19 protein-coding genes and 1 tRNA gene are annotated in these 17,286 nt (G+C 36.1%); 17 read left to right on the top strand and 3 right to left on the bottom strand.

The annotated features are described in order from the left end of the window. Nucleotides 1-93 precede the first annotated feature (93 nt). The 4 genes from pyrG (at nt 94) to B6258_RS17860 (ending at nt 5,099) form a co-directional block, all read left to right on the top strand. Complete coding sequence (pyrG, locus tag B6258_RS04850) at nt 94-1,731, top strand: glutamine hydrolyzing CTP synthase (protein WP_023581094.1); 1,638 nt, start codon at nt 94-96, stop codon at nt 1,729-1,731. 62 nt (nt 1,732-1,793) lie between these two features. Further along, nucleotides 1,794-3,095 carry a phosphopyruvate hydratase gene (gene eno / locus B6258_RS04855; protein ID WP_099074305.1) on the top strand — a complete coding sequence of 434 codons (1,302 nt, stop codon included), beginning with the start codon at nt 1,794-1,796 and terminating at the stop codon, nt 3,093-3,095. A 322-nt stretch (nt 3,096-3,417) separates the two neighbouring features. Next, a complete protein-coding gene (locus B6258_RS04860; RefSeq protein ID WP_099074306.1) occupies nt 3,418-4,800 on the top strand; it encodes an SLC13 family permease in 1,383 nt (460 codons plus the stop codon). Nucleotides 4,801-4,889: 89 nt separating this feature from the next. Then, entirely contained in the window at nt 4,890-5,099 is a 210-nt protein-coding gene (locus B6258_RS17860) for a hypothetical protein (protein ID WP_129586843.1), read from the top strand. Nucleotides 5,100-5,145: 46 nt separating this feature from the next. On the opposite strand, the gene mltD is transcribed toward B6258_RS17860, so the two are convergent. Together mltD and gloB are read right to left on the bottom strand one after the other, a co-directional pair. After that, the gene (mltD, locus tag B6258_RS04870) at nt 5,146-6,480 is read right to left on the bottom strand and encodes a murein transglycosylase D (RefSeq protein WP_099074308.1); all 1,335 of its coding nucleotides are present in this window, start codon (nt 6,478-6,480) and stop codon (nt 5,146-5,148) included. A 75-nt stretch (nt 6,481-6,555) separates the two neighbouring features. Beyond that, a complete protein-coding gene (gene gloB / locus B6258_RS04875; RefSeq protein WP_099074309.1) occupies nt 6,556-7,311 on the bottom strand; it encodes a hydroxyacylglutathione hydrolase in 756 nt (251 codons plus the stop codon). Between the two features lie 38 nt (nt 7,312-7,349). Between gloB and B6258_RS04880 the strand changes: the two genes are divergently transcribed. Continuing rightward, nucleotides 7,350-8,066, top strand: coding sequence for a methyltransferase domain-containing protein (locus B6258_RS04880; protein WP_099074310.1), 717 nt, complete (start codon nt 7,350-7,352; stop codon nt 8,064-8,066). A 7-nt stretch (nt 8,067-8,073) separates the two neighbouring features. Here the strand turns inward: B6258_RS04880 and rnhA are convergent, their stop codons facing one another. Continuing rightward, the gene (gene rnhA / locus B6258_RS04885) at nt 8,074-8,556 is read right to left on the bottom strand and encodes a ribonuclease HI (RefSeq protein WP_099074311.1); all 483 of its coding nucleotides are present in this window, start codon (nt 8,554-8,556) and stop codon (nt 8,074-8,076) included. Between the two features lie 65 nt (nt 8,557-8,621). On the opposite strand from rnhA, the gene dnaQ reads away from it, so the two are divergent. The 12 genes from dnaQ (at nt 8,622) to tkt (ending at nt 17,176) form a co-directional block, all read left to right on the top strand. Continuing rightward, nucleotides 8,622-9,374 (top strand): DNA polymerase III subunit epsilon, encoded by a 753-nt coding sequence (gene dnaQ / locus B6258_RS04890; protein ID WP_099074312.1) that lies wholly within the window; start codon nt 8,622-8,624, stop codon nt 9,372-9,374. A gap of 123 nt (nt 9,375-9,497) precedes the next feature. After that, nucleotides 9,498-9,574: transfer RNA gene (locus B6258_RS04895), tRNA-Asp, on the top strand. Between the two features lie 339 nt (nt 9,575-9,913). Further along, nucleotides 9,914-10,354, top strand: a complete 441-nt coding sequence (locus tag B6258_RS04900) for a hypothetical protein (protein ID WP_099074313.1) — start codon at nt 9,914-9,916, stop codon at nt 10,352-10,354. An 89-nt stretch (nt 10,355-10,443) separates the two neighbouring features. Continuing rightward, entirely contained in the window at nt 10,444-10,773 is a 330-nt protein-coding gene (locus tag B6258_RS04905) for a hypothetical protein (RefSeq protein WP_099074314.1), read from the top strand. Between the two features lie 78 nt (nt 10,774-10,851). Continuing rightward, a complete protein-coding gene (locus B6258_RS04910; protein ID WP_099074315.1) occupies nt 10,852-11,550 on the top strand; it encodes a barstar family protein in 699 nt (232 codons plus the stop codon). An 83-nt stretch (nt 11,551-11,633) separates the two neighbouring features. Then, nucleotides 11,634-11,990, top strand: coding sequence for a hypothetical protein (locus B6258_RS04915; protein WP_099074316.1), 357 nt, complete (start codon nt 11,634-11,636; stop codon nt 11,988-11,990). Beyond that, entirely contained in the window at nt 11,977-12,417 is a 441-nt protein-coding gene (locus B6258_RS04920; RefSeq protein ID WP_099074317.1) for a hypothetical protein, read from the top strand. Before B6258_RS04915 ends, B6258_RS04920 begins: the two co-directional genes overlap by 14 nt. A gap of 52 nt (nt 12,418-12,469) precedes the next feature. Beyond that, nucleotides 12,470-12,805 (top strand): hypothetical protein, encoded by a 336-nt coding sequence (locus tag B6258_RS04925; protein ID WP_240531520.1) that lies wholly within the window; start codon nt 12,470-12,472, stop codon nt 12,803-12,805. Between the two features lie 2 nt (nt 12,806-12,807). Further along, on the top strand, nt 12,808-13,200 hold the full coding sequence (locus B6258_RS04930) for a hypothetical protein (protein WP_099074319.1): 393 nt from the start codon (nt 12,808-12,810) through the stop codon (nt 13,198-13,200). Then, nucleotides 13,187-13,639, top strand: coding sequence for a hypothetical protein (locus B6258_RS04935; RefSeq protein WP_099074320.1), 453 nt, complete (start codon nt 13,187-13,189; stop codon nt 13,637-13,639). Before B6258_RS04930 ends, B6258_RS04935 begins: the two co-directional genes overlap by 14 nt. Nucleotides 13,640-13,684: 45 nt before the next feature. Further along, nucleotides 13,685-14,665 carry a hypothetical protein gene (locus B6258_RS04940; protein WP_099074321.1) on the top strand — a complete coding sequence of 327 codons (981 nt, stop codon included), beginning with the start codon at nt 13,685-13,687 and terminating at the stop codon, nt 14,663-14,665. Nucleotides 14,666-15,181: 516 nt separating this feature from the next. After that, nucleotides 15,182-17,176: a transketolase gene (gene tkt, locus B6258_RS04945; RefSeq protein ID WP_099074322.1), complete on the top strand. Its 1,995-nt coding sequence runs from the start codon at nt 15,182-15,184 to the stop codon at nt 17,174-17,176. Nucleotides 17,177-17,286 lie beyond the last annotated feature (110 nt).

The following is a 17,286-nucleotide window of genomic DNA, read 5'->3' on the forward strand; positions in this document are numbered from 1 at the left end:
AAGAATGTTTGTAGCGAAAATAAGGTTCGGGTATACTGTGTTCCCGTCCAGTTATATCCATCATCCTAATACACCTAAACTTTCAGGTTCAGCATGAAAACGAATTATATTTTTGTGACCGGCGGGGTCGTATCCTCTCTGGGTAAAGGCATTGCCGCAGCCTCTCTGGCGGCTATACTCGAAGCCCGTGGACTCAATGTCACCATGATGAAGTTGGATCCGTATATCAACGTCGATCCAGGTACTATGAGCCCAATTCAGCACGGGGAAGTCTTCGTCACTGACGATGGTGCTGAAACTGATCTCGACTTAGGACACTACGAGCGCTTTATTCGTACAAAAATGACCCGTCGTAATAACTTCACGACAGGTCGCGTATACTCTGAGGTATTACGCAAAGAGCGTCGTGGTGACTATCTTGGGGCTACAATTCAAGTTATTCCTCATATCACTAATGAAATCAAAGAACGCATCATCCGTGGCGGTGAAGGCCATGATGTCGTTTTAGTTGAAGTCGGCGGGACCGTTGGTGATATCGAATCTTTACCATTCTTAGAAGCGATTCGCCAAATGGCAGCAGAAGTGGGCCGTGAGCACACATTCTACCTGCATTTAACATTGGTGCCTTATTTAGCCGCTTCTGGTGAAGTGAAAACCAAACCAACTCAGCATTCTGTAAAAGAATTACTGTCGATCGGTATCCAACCTGATGCGTTGATTTGCCGTTCAGACCGCGTTATTCCTGCAAACGAACGTGCCAAAATTGCACTGTTCTGTAATGTGCCAGAGAAAGCGGTTATTTCATTAAAAGACGTCGATTCCATTTATAAAATCCCTGCACTATTGAAATCACAGGGATTAGATGATTATATCTGTAAACGATTCAGCTTAGATTGCCCAGTCGCAAATCTTGCAGAGTGGGAACAAGTTATTTACGAAGAAGCTAATCCTGAAGGCGAAGTGACCATTGGTATGGTGGGTAAATATGTTGAATTACCAGATGCCTATAAATCAGTGATTGAAGCGTTAAAACATGGTGGTTTCAAAAGCCGTGTTACTGTAAATATCAAACTCATTGATTCACAAGACGTTGAAACCCGTGGCGTAGAAATGCTTAAAGGGTTAGATGCAATCTTAGTACCGGGTGGTTTTGGTGAACGAGGTGTTGAGGGCAAGATTATGGCTGCTCAATATGCCCGTGAAAATAAAATCCCTTACTTAGGCATTTGCTTAGGTATGCAGGTTGCGATGATTGAGTTTGCACGTAATGTCGTGGGTATGGAAGGCGCAAACTCCACTGAATTTGCACCGGATTGTAAATATCCAGTTATCGCGTTAATTACTGAATGGCGCGATGAAGACGGTAATGTTGAAGTGCGTTCAGAAGATAGTGATTTAGGTGGCACGATGCGCCTTGGTGCTCAGCCTTGCCATTTAAGTGGTGATAGCTTAGTTCGTACACTGTATGGCAAAAACACCATTACAGAGCGCCATCGTCACCGTTATGAAGTAAATAATCTGCTATTAAAACGTATCGAAGATGCGGGGCTACGTATTGCAGGTCGTTCAGTAGATAACAAACTGGTGGAAATTATTGAAAATCCAAACCATCCTTGGTTTGTTGCTTGTCAATTCCACCCAGAGTTTACCTCAACGCCGCGTGACGGCCATCCGTTATTTGCAGGCTTTGTGAAAGCAGCCTTTGATAACCAAAAAGGCCTGCTGAAATAGGATATATGAGAAGAGATAGGGTATCTCTTCTCGGAAATTTAACTTGTACAGAGGAAAACCGAATGTCCAAAATCGTTAAAGTACTTGGTCGTGAAATTATTGATTCTCGTGGCAACCCAACAGTTGAAGCAGAAGTTCACTTAGAAGGTGGTTTTGTTGGTATGGCTGCAGCTCCATCAGGCGCATCAACAGGTTCTCGCGAAGCTTTAGAATTACGTGATGGTGATAAATCACGTTTCTTAGGTAAAGGTGTTCTGAAAGCGGTTGCTGCTGTTAATGGTCCAATCGCTAAAGCGATCCTTGGCCAAGATGCAAAAGACCAAGCTAACATCGATAAAATCATGATCGATTTAGATGGTACTGAAAACAAATCAAACTTTGGTGCAAACGCAATCCTAGCGGTTTCTTTAGCAAACGCAAAAGCAGCAGCTGCTGCGAAAGGTATGCCTTTGTACGAGCACATTTCTGATCTGAATGGTACTCACGGTCAATATTCTATGCCTCTGCCAATGATGAACATCATCAACGGCGGTGAGCACGCAGATAATAACGTTGATATCCAAGAATTCATGATCCAACCAGTTGGCGCGCCTTCTCTGAAAGAAGCAGTGCGTATGGGTTCTGAAATCTTCCATCACTTAGCAAAAGTGCTGAAAGCAAAAGGTATGAACACTGCAGTGGGTGACGAAGGTGGTTATGCGCCAAACTTAGAATCTAACGCTGCTGCATTAGCTGCTATCAAAGAAGCCGTTGAGAAAGCAGGTTACGTTTTAGGTAAAGACGTTACTCTGGCTATGGACTGTGCAGCTTCTGAGTTCTACAACAATGAAACGGGTAACTACGAACTGAAAGGCGAAGGCAAAACCTTCACTTCACAAGAGTTCACTCATTACTTAGAAGAACTGACTAAACAATACCCTATCGTTTCTATCGAAGATGGTTTAAACGAATCTGACTGGGATGGTTTCGCATACCAAACTAAAGTTCTTGGTGACAAAATCCAACTGGTTGGTGACGACCTGTTTGTAACTAACACTAAGATCCTGAAAGAAGGTATCGACAAAGGCATCGCTAACTCAATTCTGATCAAATTCAACCAAATCGGTTCACTGACAGAAACTTTAGCAGCAATCAAAATGGCGAAAGATGCAGGCTACACAGCTGTTATCTCTCACCGTTCTGGTGAAACTGAAGATGCAACTATCGCTGACTTAGCAGTGGGTACAGCAGCAGGTCAAATCAAAACGGGTTCTATGAGCCGTTCTGACCGTGTTGCTAAATACAACCAACTGATCCGTATCGAAGAAGCATTAGGTAACAAAGCGCCTTTCAACGGTCTGAAAGAAGTTAAAGGCCAAGCATAATCTTGCACCTTTGATTAAAAAATCTTATTAATCTGAAAGGGGAGAACCTTGAGTTCTCCTCTTTTTTTTGTTTTTTTTACAGAAAAAATAGGATATTCATTCTTAACACCTTTGAAAAAAGTGTGATGTGTAAGAGAAAATAGTGTTCAATTATTACTCTTTTATTAATAAATTGGTTAATTCTCGTGGATGAGATCTCAAATATGGCTTTTGCGCATTTTCAATGGAGAGAAATGTTTTTATATTTCACATATAACCTATTTCGTTAACAATTTAAGCTTAGTGAATCTAATGTTCATATCAGCTAATGTGGAGTATTATCATGGACGCATCCAATTTAGCCCCATCGGCGAAGTCTAGCCCGATAAACAAACGAGGGTTAATTATTCTGGCTATTGATGTGGTGCTATTACTACTTTTGCTAGAATTTTTACCTTATGATCCAAAGGCCAATGCAGGTTTAGCATTAATGGTGTTTGTGGGTGTGTTATGGCTGACAGAAGCTATTCACGTTACGATAACTGCATTATTTATACCTATATTAGCCGTTGTGCTTGGGCTAATGAATACCAATGAGTCATTAAAATCATTTGCGAATCCCATCATTTTCTTATTCTTCGGTGGTTTTGCGTTAGCGACGGCACTTCATATTCAGGGGCTAGATCGCTTAATTGCTAACCGCTTGTTGATGATTGCAAAAGGTAAACTTTCCGTCGCTGTATTGCTGTTATTTGGTGTAACTGCATTACTCTCAATGTGGATCAGTAACACAGCAACCGCTGCGATGATGCTACCGCTAGTATTAGGTATTTTATCCAACTTAGATATTCGTTCAGAGCGTAATACTTTCGTATTCGTATTATTAGGTGTTGCTTATAGTGCGAGCATCGGTGGTTTAGGTACGCTGGTGGGAAGTCCACCCAATGCGATTGCAGCCGCTCAACTGAACTTAGATTTCATTACGTGGATGAAGTATGGTATTCCAATCATGGTGGTATTATTGCCTATCATGTTTATTGTGATGTACCTGATGTTGCGTCCTAATTTAAAACATAAATTTGACCTAAAATTAGAAGTGTTAGAGTGGAATAACAAACGTGTTATCACCATGATTATCTTCTTAGTTACCGTATTTTGGTGGATCTTCAGCTCTTTCATCAGCAGTGCTTTTGGTGGTGTAAAAGATTTAGATACAGTCATTGCGGTCAGTGCCGCAATTGTTATCGGTGTAACCGGTGTAGCAAGCTGGAGCCAAATTCAAGAAAATACAGAATGGGGTGTATTAATGCTGTTTGGTGGTGGTTTAACACTGAGCGCAATTTTACAATCCTCCGGTGCAAGCCTGGTTATGGCTGATTTTATGAAAGATACTTTTGGTAATAGCCACTGGTTCGTGATTATCCTTGCTGTAACAACCTTTATTATTGTATTAACAGAATTCACCAGTAACACAGCGAGTGCGGCGTTATTAGTACCAATCTTTGCAACCGTAGCACAAGCATTAGGTATGCCAGTCATGGCGTTAACGATGATTATCGGTATTGGTGCATCTTGTGCGTTCATGTTACCAGTGGCAACACCGCCTAATGCGATTGTCTTTGGTTCTGGTTATATCAAACAAAGTGAAATGGTACGTGTTGGTGGTGTACTGAACTTAGTGTGTATCTTAGTTATCTCCTTGTTTGCTTGGTTCTTCTGGCTATAATTAGTACGCTAAATTAATCAAACAGAGATAAAAATGGAGCGCTTGATAGTTAAATATCAGGCGCTTTTTTTTATTGCTTAATATTTGAAATGGTAAAGAAAGCCGTATTCAGACGAAATAAAATAGAAGAAATAAAAGAAATAAAAGAAATAAAAGAAATAAAAGAAATAAAAGAAATAAAAGAAATAAAAGAAATAGAAGAAATAAAAGAAATAGAAGAAAAGAATGGTGCGTTTTTCTTGGGAAGGGGAACTAATTTGATAAGAAAGAAAAAAGCCATCTCTATTTATCACCTATAAGGCATTAAATATATTGATGGCTTTAAAGAAGCTTAAGTACAGAAAACTATTTTATATACAGTGTTAATTGAGTACCCGGTTTTAACATTTTAATGTCAGTGTTCCAGCTCATTAACTGCTTTAGGTTAATGCCGTGGCGACGGGCAATACTGTAATAAGAGTCACCTTGGCGAACTTTATAGTAACTTGGTGATGGTTTTGTTGGTTTCGTTGTCGTGGTAGTACTGACACTACCTGCATTATGAATTTTTAATGTTTGACCAACCAGCAATGTACTCTTTGCATTCAATCCATTAATACGTTGTAAGTCTTTTACACTCATATTGTAGCGACGAGCAATAGCGTAAAACGAATCTCCAGAACGAACCTTATAAACACCTTCTTGCTTAATAGATTGGTTCGTTTTGGCAACCGCTAAGCGAATAGTTTCTAATACCGCTTCATCCTCAAAAGCGTTACGGAATTGGTCAAGCTTATTGCGAGGCAACATAATGACATGAGGGCCATTCGGTGCGGTTATTCCACGCTTATAGCCGGGATTATAATCTTTCACGGTATTAATAGGTAACTGACTTAATTCAGCAACTTTATTTAATGTGATTTGCTCGCCGACATCGAATGAGGCTAATGCTTTATCACGATAGTTACTTTTCGGAAAAGTAATGGTCTGTTCGTTTTCACGAATAACTTTGCTTAACGCGAGAATTTTCGGCACATAATTCATCGTTTCTTTAGGTAAAGAAAGCGACCAATAGTCTGTTGGTAAGTTTTGACTCTCATTTGCCTTTATTGCTTGCATAACACGGCCTTCACCCGCGTTATAAGCAGCAAGGGCAAGTGCCCAATCACTATCAAACATCACATATAAGCGCTCTAGTAAGTCAAGGGCTGCTTTAGTTGATGCCATAACGTCACGACGACCGTCATACCATTGGTTTTGTGCCAAACCATAATAATTACCGGTTATCGGCACAAATTGCCATAAACCCGCGGCATTTGCAGAAGAGGTAACATGGGGATTAAACGCACTTTCAACGACAGGAACAAGAGCAAGTTCCATCGGTAATTCACGTTTTTCAATTTCATCAATAATCGAATACATATAAGGTTCCGCGCGAGAAGCAACGCTCTGTATATGTTTGGGATTATTTAAAAAATATAATTCTTGCTGCGAGATCCTTTCATTTTCAGGGAGGTCCATTTTCAATTCACTTACCACATAACCCCATAAATTGGTTTTTACATCATATTGAGGTTGGTGAGAAGTTGAAGTCCCTTTCGTTGATGTTGGTGTGATCGCAGACAAATTAGGTTTAATGTTCTCAGATTGCTGGCAGCCCGCCAATAGCAATATGGAGAACAAAATCGCTTTTGTCTTCATAATAGAAAAATTCATCCTGTGTGTTTTTTGAACCAAATGATACTTAGTGTGCCAAAATAAAACAATCAATAGAAATTAAAAGTTGTCTTTTAATTCTCTTAATTTTGTAAATGTCTTAATTGGAGCGTAAGTATTAGTGGTTATACCTAAAATCCTTTGTAAATCAATATCGTCAGATTTCAAAAAAAGATTAATGTTCTTTTCGTTTTTCAGTGTTATTGGCACAGTAGGTTGCAAATTTTTACGCATTTCACTAACTTGGGCTAAATAATCGGTAATAAGTGCATTTTCTGGCATGATATGATGTGCAAAGGTCATATTTGATAGGGTGTATTCATGAGCACAACAAATTAATGTGTTATCAGGTAAAGCACTCAATCTTTGTAATGAACTAAACATTTGTTGTGCGGTGCCTTCGAATAAACGACCACAACCACCAGAAAAAAGTGTATCGCCACAAAATAAATATGGTTCACAATAATAAGCAACATGACCTAATGTATGGCCCGGTGTGCCAATCACATTAATAGTGAAAGAGCCAACAATGATGCGCTCTTGATTATGAATAATATTTTCAGCTCCTTTACTTAGCGTTTCTTGTGGGCCAAAAACGTCAATGTTAGGATATTTTTTTACAAGTTCAGTAACTCCACCAACATGATCATCATGATGGTGGGTTAATAAAATCGCGATAGGTGTTAGCGAGCGTTGTGAGAGCATTTCAATAACAGGTTTGGCTTGTGATGGATCCACAATCACACATTCACTATTTTCATTACTTAATAGCCAAATGTAGTTATCGGATAAAGCAGGAATTCTGATAAGCTCCATATAAGTTACCTTACTTATAAAATATAAAGGGTTAAACGATGAAAGCAGCGCGTTCAGTCAAACCAATTACAATGCCGGATTCTTGGCGTGATATTCCTTGGGGGGAATATTATCGTATGGCGATTGAATTGCGTTTACAAAATTGGTGGCCGAAAATGTATGGCTTTCATTTGCTGAAACTCGGTCAACTCAGTGCCGAACTGGATACCAAATTAAGTATCGTTTCACATCAAGTCAATGTGACATCGAATGCAATCAATGCGGATGTTATCGCATCTTTAAATTATCTGCCCTTTGAAAATAAATCGGTTGATGTTTGTCTTATGGCTCATGTGCTTGATTATAGTGCAGATCCCCATTGGCTATTAAGAGAAGCGGATCGTGTTTTAATTGATGATGGCTGGATAGTATTAACGAGCTTTAACCCTATTAGTTTATTAGGACTGGGTAAATGCACGCCTCTTTTACGACAAAAGCAACCTTATTCAAGTCGTATGTTTTCACTTCGACGCCAAATCGATTGGCTTAGTGTGCTAAATTACGAAGTGATGACACAACAGAATTTCCAGATTATGCCATGTTCAAGACCAATAAAACGTGATGGTAGCCGCTATCATATCGGTGGCTGTTTAAATTTAATTATTGCTCGTAAAAGAACGCTTCCTTTAACACCCACTGCATTGAAATTTGCATTGCCACGCATGAGTGTAAAAGGGCGAGTTTTAGGGGCTACACGCAATCACTCAGAGCCATAAAGATGACTCATTGTGTTTTATCTTTCTGACTTTCAATATAACCCGTGTCTTCTTGCGTAGGTGATTGAGCTGCCGCTTTTGCTAATTCATCACAACGTTCATTTTCATCATGACCTGCATGGCCTTTTACCCAATGCCATTCAATTTCATGACGAGTAATCGCACTATCTAAGCGTTTCCATAAATCGACATTGAGTACAGGACTTTTGTCTGCTTTTCGCCATTGACGTTTTTTCCAGCTATGGATCCACTGTGTAATACCTTGTCTGACATATTGGCTATCTGTTGTCAGTGTAATTTTACAAGGGAATTTTAATGTTTCTAATGCTACGATAGCAGCAAGAAGTTCCATTCGGTTATTGGTGGTCATAAAAAAACCTTCACTTAGGGTTTTTTCATGTTGTTGATAGCGTAAAATAGCGCCATAACCACCAGGGCCTGGGTTGCCTAAGCATGAACCATCGGTGAATATTTCTACCTGCTTGTGCATAAAGGCGATTTATCCTTTTTGATTAATACGAAAAACTAACCCTAAGTCTGACATAAAAACGGATTATGAGCACTCCAATCACACGACAAATTGTACTTGATACCGAAACTACCGGTATGAATAAGCTGGGCGTTCATTATGAAGGTCATAATATCATTGAAATTGGTGCCGTAGAGGTTATCAATCGTCGATTAACAGGGCGAAATTTCCATGTTTATATTAAGCCCGAAAGATTAGTCGATCCTGAAGCATTTGAAGTTCACGGTATTAGTGATGAATTTTTAGAGGATTGTCCTTCTTTTGCTGATATTGCTGATGAGTTTTTAGAATATATTCGCGGCGCAGAGCTGATCATTCATAACGCATCGTTCGATATTGGCTTTATGGATTATGAGTTTAGAAAACTTAATCGTGATATTCCGCCTACCGAAACGTTCTGTCAAATTACCGATAGCCTTGCAATGGCAAGGGCATTATTCCCCGGTAAACGAAATAATCTTGATGCCTTATGTGATAGATACTTAATAGATAACTCTAAACGTACTCTTCACGGCGCGTTATTGGATGCTGAAATACTTTCTGATGTTTACTTGGCAATGACCGGTGGACAAACAGCATTAGCATTTTCAATGGAAGGTGAATCAAGTAACGAGCAAGAGCAAAATGATATTCAGCGTATCGAGCGCCCAGTTTCAGGATTAAGAGTAATAAGAGCAACCGCAGAAGAACTTGCAGAGCATGAGTCTCGATTAGATTTAGTTGAGAAGAAGGGCGGGCATTGTTTATGGCGTCCTGCATCAAATGATGAGACAGTTTGAATATAAAAAAAGCATAAAGAGTAAGTTGAGATTAAAATTTATCCAAATGCATCTTTTTGTTAGAAAAACAGTTGACGACAAGGCAAGAGATTCGTAATATTCACCTCGTCCGAAAGGATACGCGGAGCGGTAGTTCAGTTGGTTAGAATACCTGCCTGTCACGCAGGGGGTCGCGGGTTCGAGTCCCGTCCGTTCCGCCAACATTTCAAACCCCAGCATTTATGCTGGGGTTTTTGCTTTTCTTAGTCCAAAAAAATTTTTCTAATCTTAATTATTCTAATCCTCAATTAATACACTATTTTTAATAGCTGATAATTTATTTCATANTCAAACCCCAGCATTTATGCTGGGGTTTTTGCTTTTCTTAGTCCAAAAAAATTTTTCTAATCTTAATTATTCTAATCCTCAATTAATACACTATTTTTAATAGCTGATAATTTATTTCATAGTTATTTCTTCTCTTTACAGATCTCATGGCTTTTTTAAGACTAATATAGGGTAAAGTTTGATAAAAAAATTTTAATTATTTAGGTTGTGATATGTTGACACCCAAGTTAATCAATTATTTTAAAGATCAAAATTGGTGGTTTGAAGAAGAAGAACCTCAGTATAGAGAAGCTTTAATGGCACTCAATATCGACATTCAGTCTGATTTTGCCAAGTTCTATTTACATGTTGAAGATAATCCGACTTTTTTAAATAAAAGAGGAGAGGAAATTTATCAAATTGGTTGGTTTTTAGTAAATAGTGATACTTATTTTTTGAATATTAAAAATATACATCATCCTCGTTTTAATTTATCAACAGACTATTTACCACTAGATATGTTTGAGGGAGAGTATGGCTATTTTTATAATCAAAAAACAGGTGAAGTCGTGGGATTAGGGGTAGGAAAATCACTACAAGACTTTTTAGAAGGAAAACTAAAACCTCAGTGGGATTCTTTTTCTGATTTTCTAGCGTATTTTTTTGATATTTAAAACTATTATGATAAGGCTTTTATGCTATTAACATTAGATCAAGTCATAAAAGAGTTAGAAAATAAATGCTCATTATTTAGGATTAATTTATGAACACGGATTTTCGTTTACGTTTAAATAGGCTATCTAAAGAACTCGATGACTTTTATTATCAAGAGTTCGAAACTGAGCAAGCCGAATACAGCAAAAATAAACAGATAAAACAAGATATTGTTCAATTTATGCTTGAAATGAAACAATATAGTGAACATGCATTAATTGATGAAGCTCTAAATCTTATATTTCACCATACGGGGAGTCATATTGATTGCGAAATTCTAGATGAAATTATGCTTCCTGTTATTGAACAAAATATCATTACGCCAGAATTGATTGATAAAAATCTGAGAGAGAATTCACCTATAGGGCGTTGGTTTTAATCCAAAGGGATAATGATGATGCTTTTATAGATAAAATATAAGATAAGTATTATGTATTATGTATTATAAGGAAATAGTATGATTGGACCATATCAAGTATTAGACTATGAAAATAATTTAATTTTTTCATTTGAAAATTTAGTTGAATGTTATGATTATAAAAATACAAACAGAACAAAATCCTTTGTTTTTATGGGAATAAATGAAAGTAATTTACATTTTGAGAAAGATAAGTCCTATTATTTGGTTTGTCAAAAATATGATAATCGATTGAGTTTTAGTTTTAACTTAAATAAATATTATTTTTATGAAAATAATTTAATTGTCGATTCATATTTTGACTCAGGAATGTATTTATCTGGCACTATATCATTGCTTGATTTCTATGAAGATAGTAAAGAAAGAATTTGGTTGGAAATGCGTGGTGAATTAAAAGAGATATATATTTCTGCAAGTTATATTAAAAATGGTTTTCCTAAAAAAATCCTAAAAAATGAACTTGTGATTGAGGGGAAATATATTCAAGATTACTATTCTTTCTATTGTGAATTAGGATATGCTTTATTAGGTCCTTATGGCTATATGGGAAGGAATCTTGATGCGGTTAGAGATTTATTCATTGATATAGCTGAAATTCCAGAAAGAAAAATAACATGGATTGATAGTGAATTATCATTTATGGCTATCGATAATACGATACCACCTGGATATTATCCATCAGTATCGGAAGATATCGTTTCTATATTAGAAGATTATTTTATTGTGGAGTTAAAGTAATACCAGGAAAGTTTTAAGATAAAATAGAAGTGAGTTATATTATTTATATGAAAGTATAATTTATTTTAAATAATGGATGAATTATGAAAAAAGATGAGTTTGTTATTAATGAAATATATAAAGAGTTATTTAAAGATAACCTAAAAAAATATAGTGAAAGGTTAAATAGGCGAGATCAAGAGAGTTATCATGAAACGACTTTCTCTCAAGTGAATAAGATTTTTGTTAATTTATCAGAAAAAGAAAAGCAGTCTGTGATTGATATGATAAAAATCGTGATGACAGATACGGCATCAACAATATTCGGAATGCTCGACGGCACTCATTTCGTTAATAATATCGATGAAGATTTTCAGCTTATTTATGATAATGAGGAGATTCAAGGCGATCTACAAGATTTGTTTTTAGCGTTAGTGGAAGATAATAATGACATCATCTGATTTTTTAATTTTATTAGAAAGTTTTAAAAAGTTTATGTTGGATAAAGGCTTCTCTGTCATAGGGTGTTCTGATGAGCAAATTTTCCAATTAGAAGATAAATATGGAAAATTACCTTATTTTTATAAAATCTATTTGTCTATATTCGGTTTGGAGGCCGGAGATTTTAAAAAAGGAACCGATATTTTATATTCTGAATTAGATGATATCAATATATATTCTATTGAGTTACTTGAAGAAAATGACATTAGGATACCATTGAACTTCTTTTCATTTTTATTACATCAAGGTTATTCCAGTCTGTTTTTTATAGATAGGCAATGTGATGATCCTGATGTTTATGTTTACACGGAAGGTGATAAAATAAGAAAAACAAAGCTTAAGTTTTCAGAATGTCTATTAGCTGAAATTGATTATTATAAAGAGTAAGAAAGAAATGCTTATAGATTGAATAACTATTAATTTAATATATTAGAGGTAAATGAGAGTGAAAAAAATAGAAATTTACTCTGAAATGTTATGGTGGTCATTATCTCATATTCGAAATGTCCAAACACACAGTTTTATTCGTAAAGGAAAAAACAAATCTTGTGGTTTTGAGGCTCAATTACTGCATAATGTTGTTTCTACTTTACCTACCGAAGAAATGACTGATAACGATATCTACTTTCTTAATGTTCACGCTAAGTATTACCTAGATAATGCTAGTGAAAGAATTTGTGATAATTATAATGTACATAAGGAAAATATTAAGCGTTTATTTGAGATTGTGCCCGAGCATTTAAAAGATAAACTCGAATGGAATGGGCCAGAATAAGAATGAAATATTTTGCTAGAGTTGTTGCTCTTAATCCTTATGTGGAGGAAGAGATTACACTCTCTTTAGGTGAATATGAGATTTGTTGTTTTATTAATGAGCCTCATCTTATCAAAATTGGGCAATGTTATTTAGTTGAATTAACACTTATGTTTTTTAATGACATAGAGATTAAAGTATCAAATCATCCAATTATGTCATTAACTCAAGTAGAAAATACATTTTCTTACCAACTTACTGGAATGTTGTTTGATAATAAATTGATTGTTGCTAATTTAGTCTTTGAAGATAATCTTTTTTATCATTATTCATACTTTGAAAATCAATATATTACTGTGATTGTTGATAGAATTAATGCTGAGTTTATTGAGCCGATTAATCATGATCTTTTTTGACGAAGTACAACACAAAATACAGAGCACTGCTTTTTTTTCTAATATGGGAAAAGCGGCCTTACAGGCTGATAATGTGATTTTATTTTCGGGATGGGAGAGTTTACTGCTCTCTGATCTGAACTTTATATGGTTACCTACCTCACCAACTCAAGATGATCCTTTTTATACAAAGCAAACCCTGCCTAAAGCACTAATAGAACAACGTATAAAGATAACACGTTGTGTGATGGATAGCGTGAAAAGTATCCCGTGTACCTCATTTCAATATGATGCCCATGATTTCAATATTGCAGCTAAAAATGCGATTAGTTACGCATTTCGGCAATACTTATCAGAAAAATACTTTTCCCTTGGAGACAATTGGGAAAATATTGTTAATATCTATTATCAAGGATATTGGCCAATAGGGATCTACCATAATAAAGTAATAACTTTTTGAATTTACTGTTTTTTAAATTAGATAATAACGTAAGGGCTTAGAGAAATGGATATCACTAAAATTTATCAATATAAATTAAGAAAGTTATTTAATCCAAGAGCACTTCCTTTTAAACATGACTTTTTATTTTTGCAGTATTGGGACGGCGAATTGGATGAAATTATCTCAGTAAAACTAAAAAATAAATCAGCTCTTTATCTTTCGTGGTGGAATGAGCTTTTTAATTCAAAAAAAGTAGATGAAATTATTAGTGATGAACCTTATGATCAAAATTATTATCAATTTTTTTCTTTTCTGAGGATCTTACCTAATTTATTATCTATAAATAGAACTGAAAACTTTTATAATAAAAATTTATTTTCAAGTTATATTGTTTCACAGTTAAAATCCGACCTCTCTTTTTTAGGTAAAGAAAAAGAGAATATCTATAAAACTGAAATCATTAACTATTTATTCTATGATATGGGATTTGCTGACTTTTATTATCATTATTTTATTGTTAAAGATAATAAACTATACTTTCGTTATTCTAGTGATGAAATAATAAAAGTAGATGAGCTAATTAATACAACCTATAATCTTGTATTAAAATACAGTAATGAAAAATATCATAATGATTTGAATATAGTTAAAAAACAACAAATAGAGATCATTAAATTTCTTCTAGAGGAAGATGAAAACTTTATTTTTACACTAGAAGATCAATCTTTAACTTATCTATCACCTGAAAAATTCATCAAAACATATAAAAATGATGAGGATAAAATATTTAAAATATTAGTCAGTTTCTTAAGTAAAGATCAATCTGCACTCAATGCCTTTGTGTCTAAAATGATCATCATGAATTATAATTATTATATTTTAAAAAATAATCCAAATGAAATTTTGAAATTAAAAGATTTTTGTAGAAGAGATAATTTAAAATTTTTTCTATTATTGAAATCAATTATTGATTTGCATTTTTTTGTCAGAAAAGAAGATTTTAAGGAATTACACTTAGAATATTACTTATCTAAAATTAATTAAAAATAAGCAGAATGTATAAATAAGTTATTTTTTATAAAAGTAGTAACAACTGTGTTACGCGATATTTTCCTTTTATTTATATATGATGTAAATAAAATTTTTATTACTGATTCAGTGAATTATCTGCTTTTTATCTTTTTTAAGCTCTTATAATTCTACACCCTTGTAACAAGTTCAGTTAGTTATTAGGCTATAATTAAAACAAATGCGGTATTTATTTGATTTGATGGATAATTCAGCAATGAAATTTTATCTTGATTAGTCATATCAAGCTAAGGTTTAATAGCACGCTTCTCAATTGCGCAAATCATTGTCTTTTTTGCTTTTTGTTGCGCAACAATGCGGTGGTGTAATGTTATTTTCCGCTTTGATCGTAAAAAATGCCGTGCAAATCAAAGAATTATTGCTTTATGCTAATTACGATAGCCACCTTTGTGGATTTTTTATATTGCGGTTTTTTGCCCGCATTGAGAGAATCAGCTATCTAGATGCTTTTTATCCGACTTGGAGTAGAAAATGACCACTCGTAAAACCCTTGCTAATGCGATCCGTTTTTTAAGTATGGATGCTGTGCAAAAAGCTAAATCAGGACACCCTGGCGCCCCTATGGGTATGGCTGATATTGCAGAAGTATTATGGCGTGATTTTTTAAATCATAACCCAACTAACCCTAACTGGGCTGATCGTGACCGTTTTGTTTTATCTAATGGCCATGCTTCAATGCTGATTTACAGCTTATTGCACCTGTCTGGTTATGAAGTTTCTTTAGATGATCTGAAAAATTTCCGTCAATTGCATTCTAAAACACCCGGTCACCCAGAATATGGTTATACCGCTGGTGTTGAAACAACAACGGGTCCTTTAGGTCAAGGTATTGCAAACGCAGTGGGTTTTGCTATTGCAGAACGTACATTAGCGGCTCAATTTAACCGTCCTGGTCATGACATTGTTGACCACTACACCTACGCCTTTATGGGTGATGGTTGTATGATGGAAGGTATCTCTCACGAAGTGTGTTCTTTAGCGGGAACATTACAGTTAGGTAAACTGATTGCATTTTATGATGACAATGGCATCTCTATTGATGGTCAAGTGCATGGTTGGTTTACTGATAACACAGCAGAACGTTTCGACGCTTATGGCTGGCATGTAATCAGTGGCATTGATGGTCACGATGCTGCAAGCATTAAAGCCGCTGTTGAAGCAGCAAAACAAATCACTGATAAACCTTCACTGCTGATTTGTAAAACCACTATCGGTTTTGGTTCTCCTCATAAAGCAGGCACTGCTGATTCTCACGGTTCCCCATTAGGTGATGCTGAAATCGCTGAAACACGTAAAGCGTTAGGTTGGGAATACGGCGCATTCGAAATTCCACAAGAAATTTATAAAGAATGGGATGCGAAAGAAGCAGGTAAAGCAAAAGAAGCTGCATGGGATGCTAAATTTGCTGCATACGCAGCACAGTTCCCTGAATTAGCCGCTGAATTCAAACGTCGTGTTTCTGGTGAATTACCAGCAAACTGGGAAAAAGAGGCCAAAGCATTTATTGAAAATCTGCAACAAAACCCTTCAAGCATTGCAAGCCGTAAAGCGTCTCAAAATGCATTAGAAGCATTCGGTAAAGTATTACCAGAATTCATGGGCGGTTCTGCGGACTTAGCACCAAGTAACCTGACTATGTGGTCTGGTTCTAAAGCGCTGAACGAAGACAAAGCGGGTAACTACATTCATTATGGTGTACGTGAGTTCGGTATGTCTGCAATCATGAACGGTATTGCATTACATGGTGGTTTTGTTCCTTACGGCGCTACTTTCCTGATGTTTATGGAATATGCCCGTAATGCTGTACGTATGGCTGCACTGATGAAGATCCGCAGTATCTTTGTTTATACTCATGACTCTATCGGTCTGGGTGAAGATGGCCCAACTCACCAACCTGTTGAGCAAATGGCTAGCCTGCGTGTCACTCCAAACGTAAGCACATGGCGTCCATGTGACCAAGTTGAATCCGCTGTTGCATGGAAATATGCTATTGACCGTAAAGATGGTCCAACAGCACTGATCTTCTCTCGTCAAAATCTTGCACAGCAACCACGTACTCCAGAACAACTGGCAAATATCGAGAAGGGTGGTTACATCCTGAAAGATTGTGCTGGTACTCCAGAGTTAATCTTTATTGCAACAGGCTCTGAAGTTGAATTAGCGGTTAGCGCTTATGAACAACTGACCGCTGAAGGCCGTAAAGTCCGTGTTGTTTCTATGCCAGCAACAGATGCATTTGATAAACAAGATGCCGATTACCGTGAAGCAGTATTACCAGCATCAGTGAAAGCGCGTGTTGCTATCGAAGCTGGTATTGCTGACTACTGGTTCAAGTATGTTGGTTTAGAGGGTGCGATTGTAGGTATGCACAGCTTCGGTGAATCTGCACCTGCAAACGAATTATTTGAAGAGTTTGGTTTTACTGTTGAAAATGTGGTTACACAGGCAAAATCTTTACTTAAATAATCAATAAGTGTTAACAAGAGCACATTTTTGGGAAGAATTTCTCAGATGTGCTCTTTTTTTATCCTTCCATCTTTGTTTACTATTGCGATCTTCTCTCATTTCTCGTAATC

It is taken from the genome of Proteus alimentorum (genome assembly GCF_002607735.1).
In the GTDB taxonomy this organism is placed as follows: Bacteria; Pseudomonadota; Gammaproteobacteria; order Enterobacterales; family Enterobacteriaceae; genus Proteus; species Proteus alimentorum.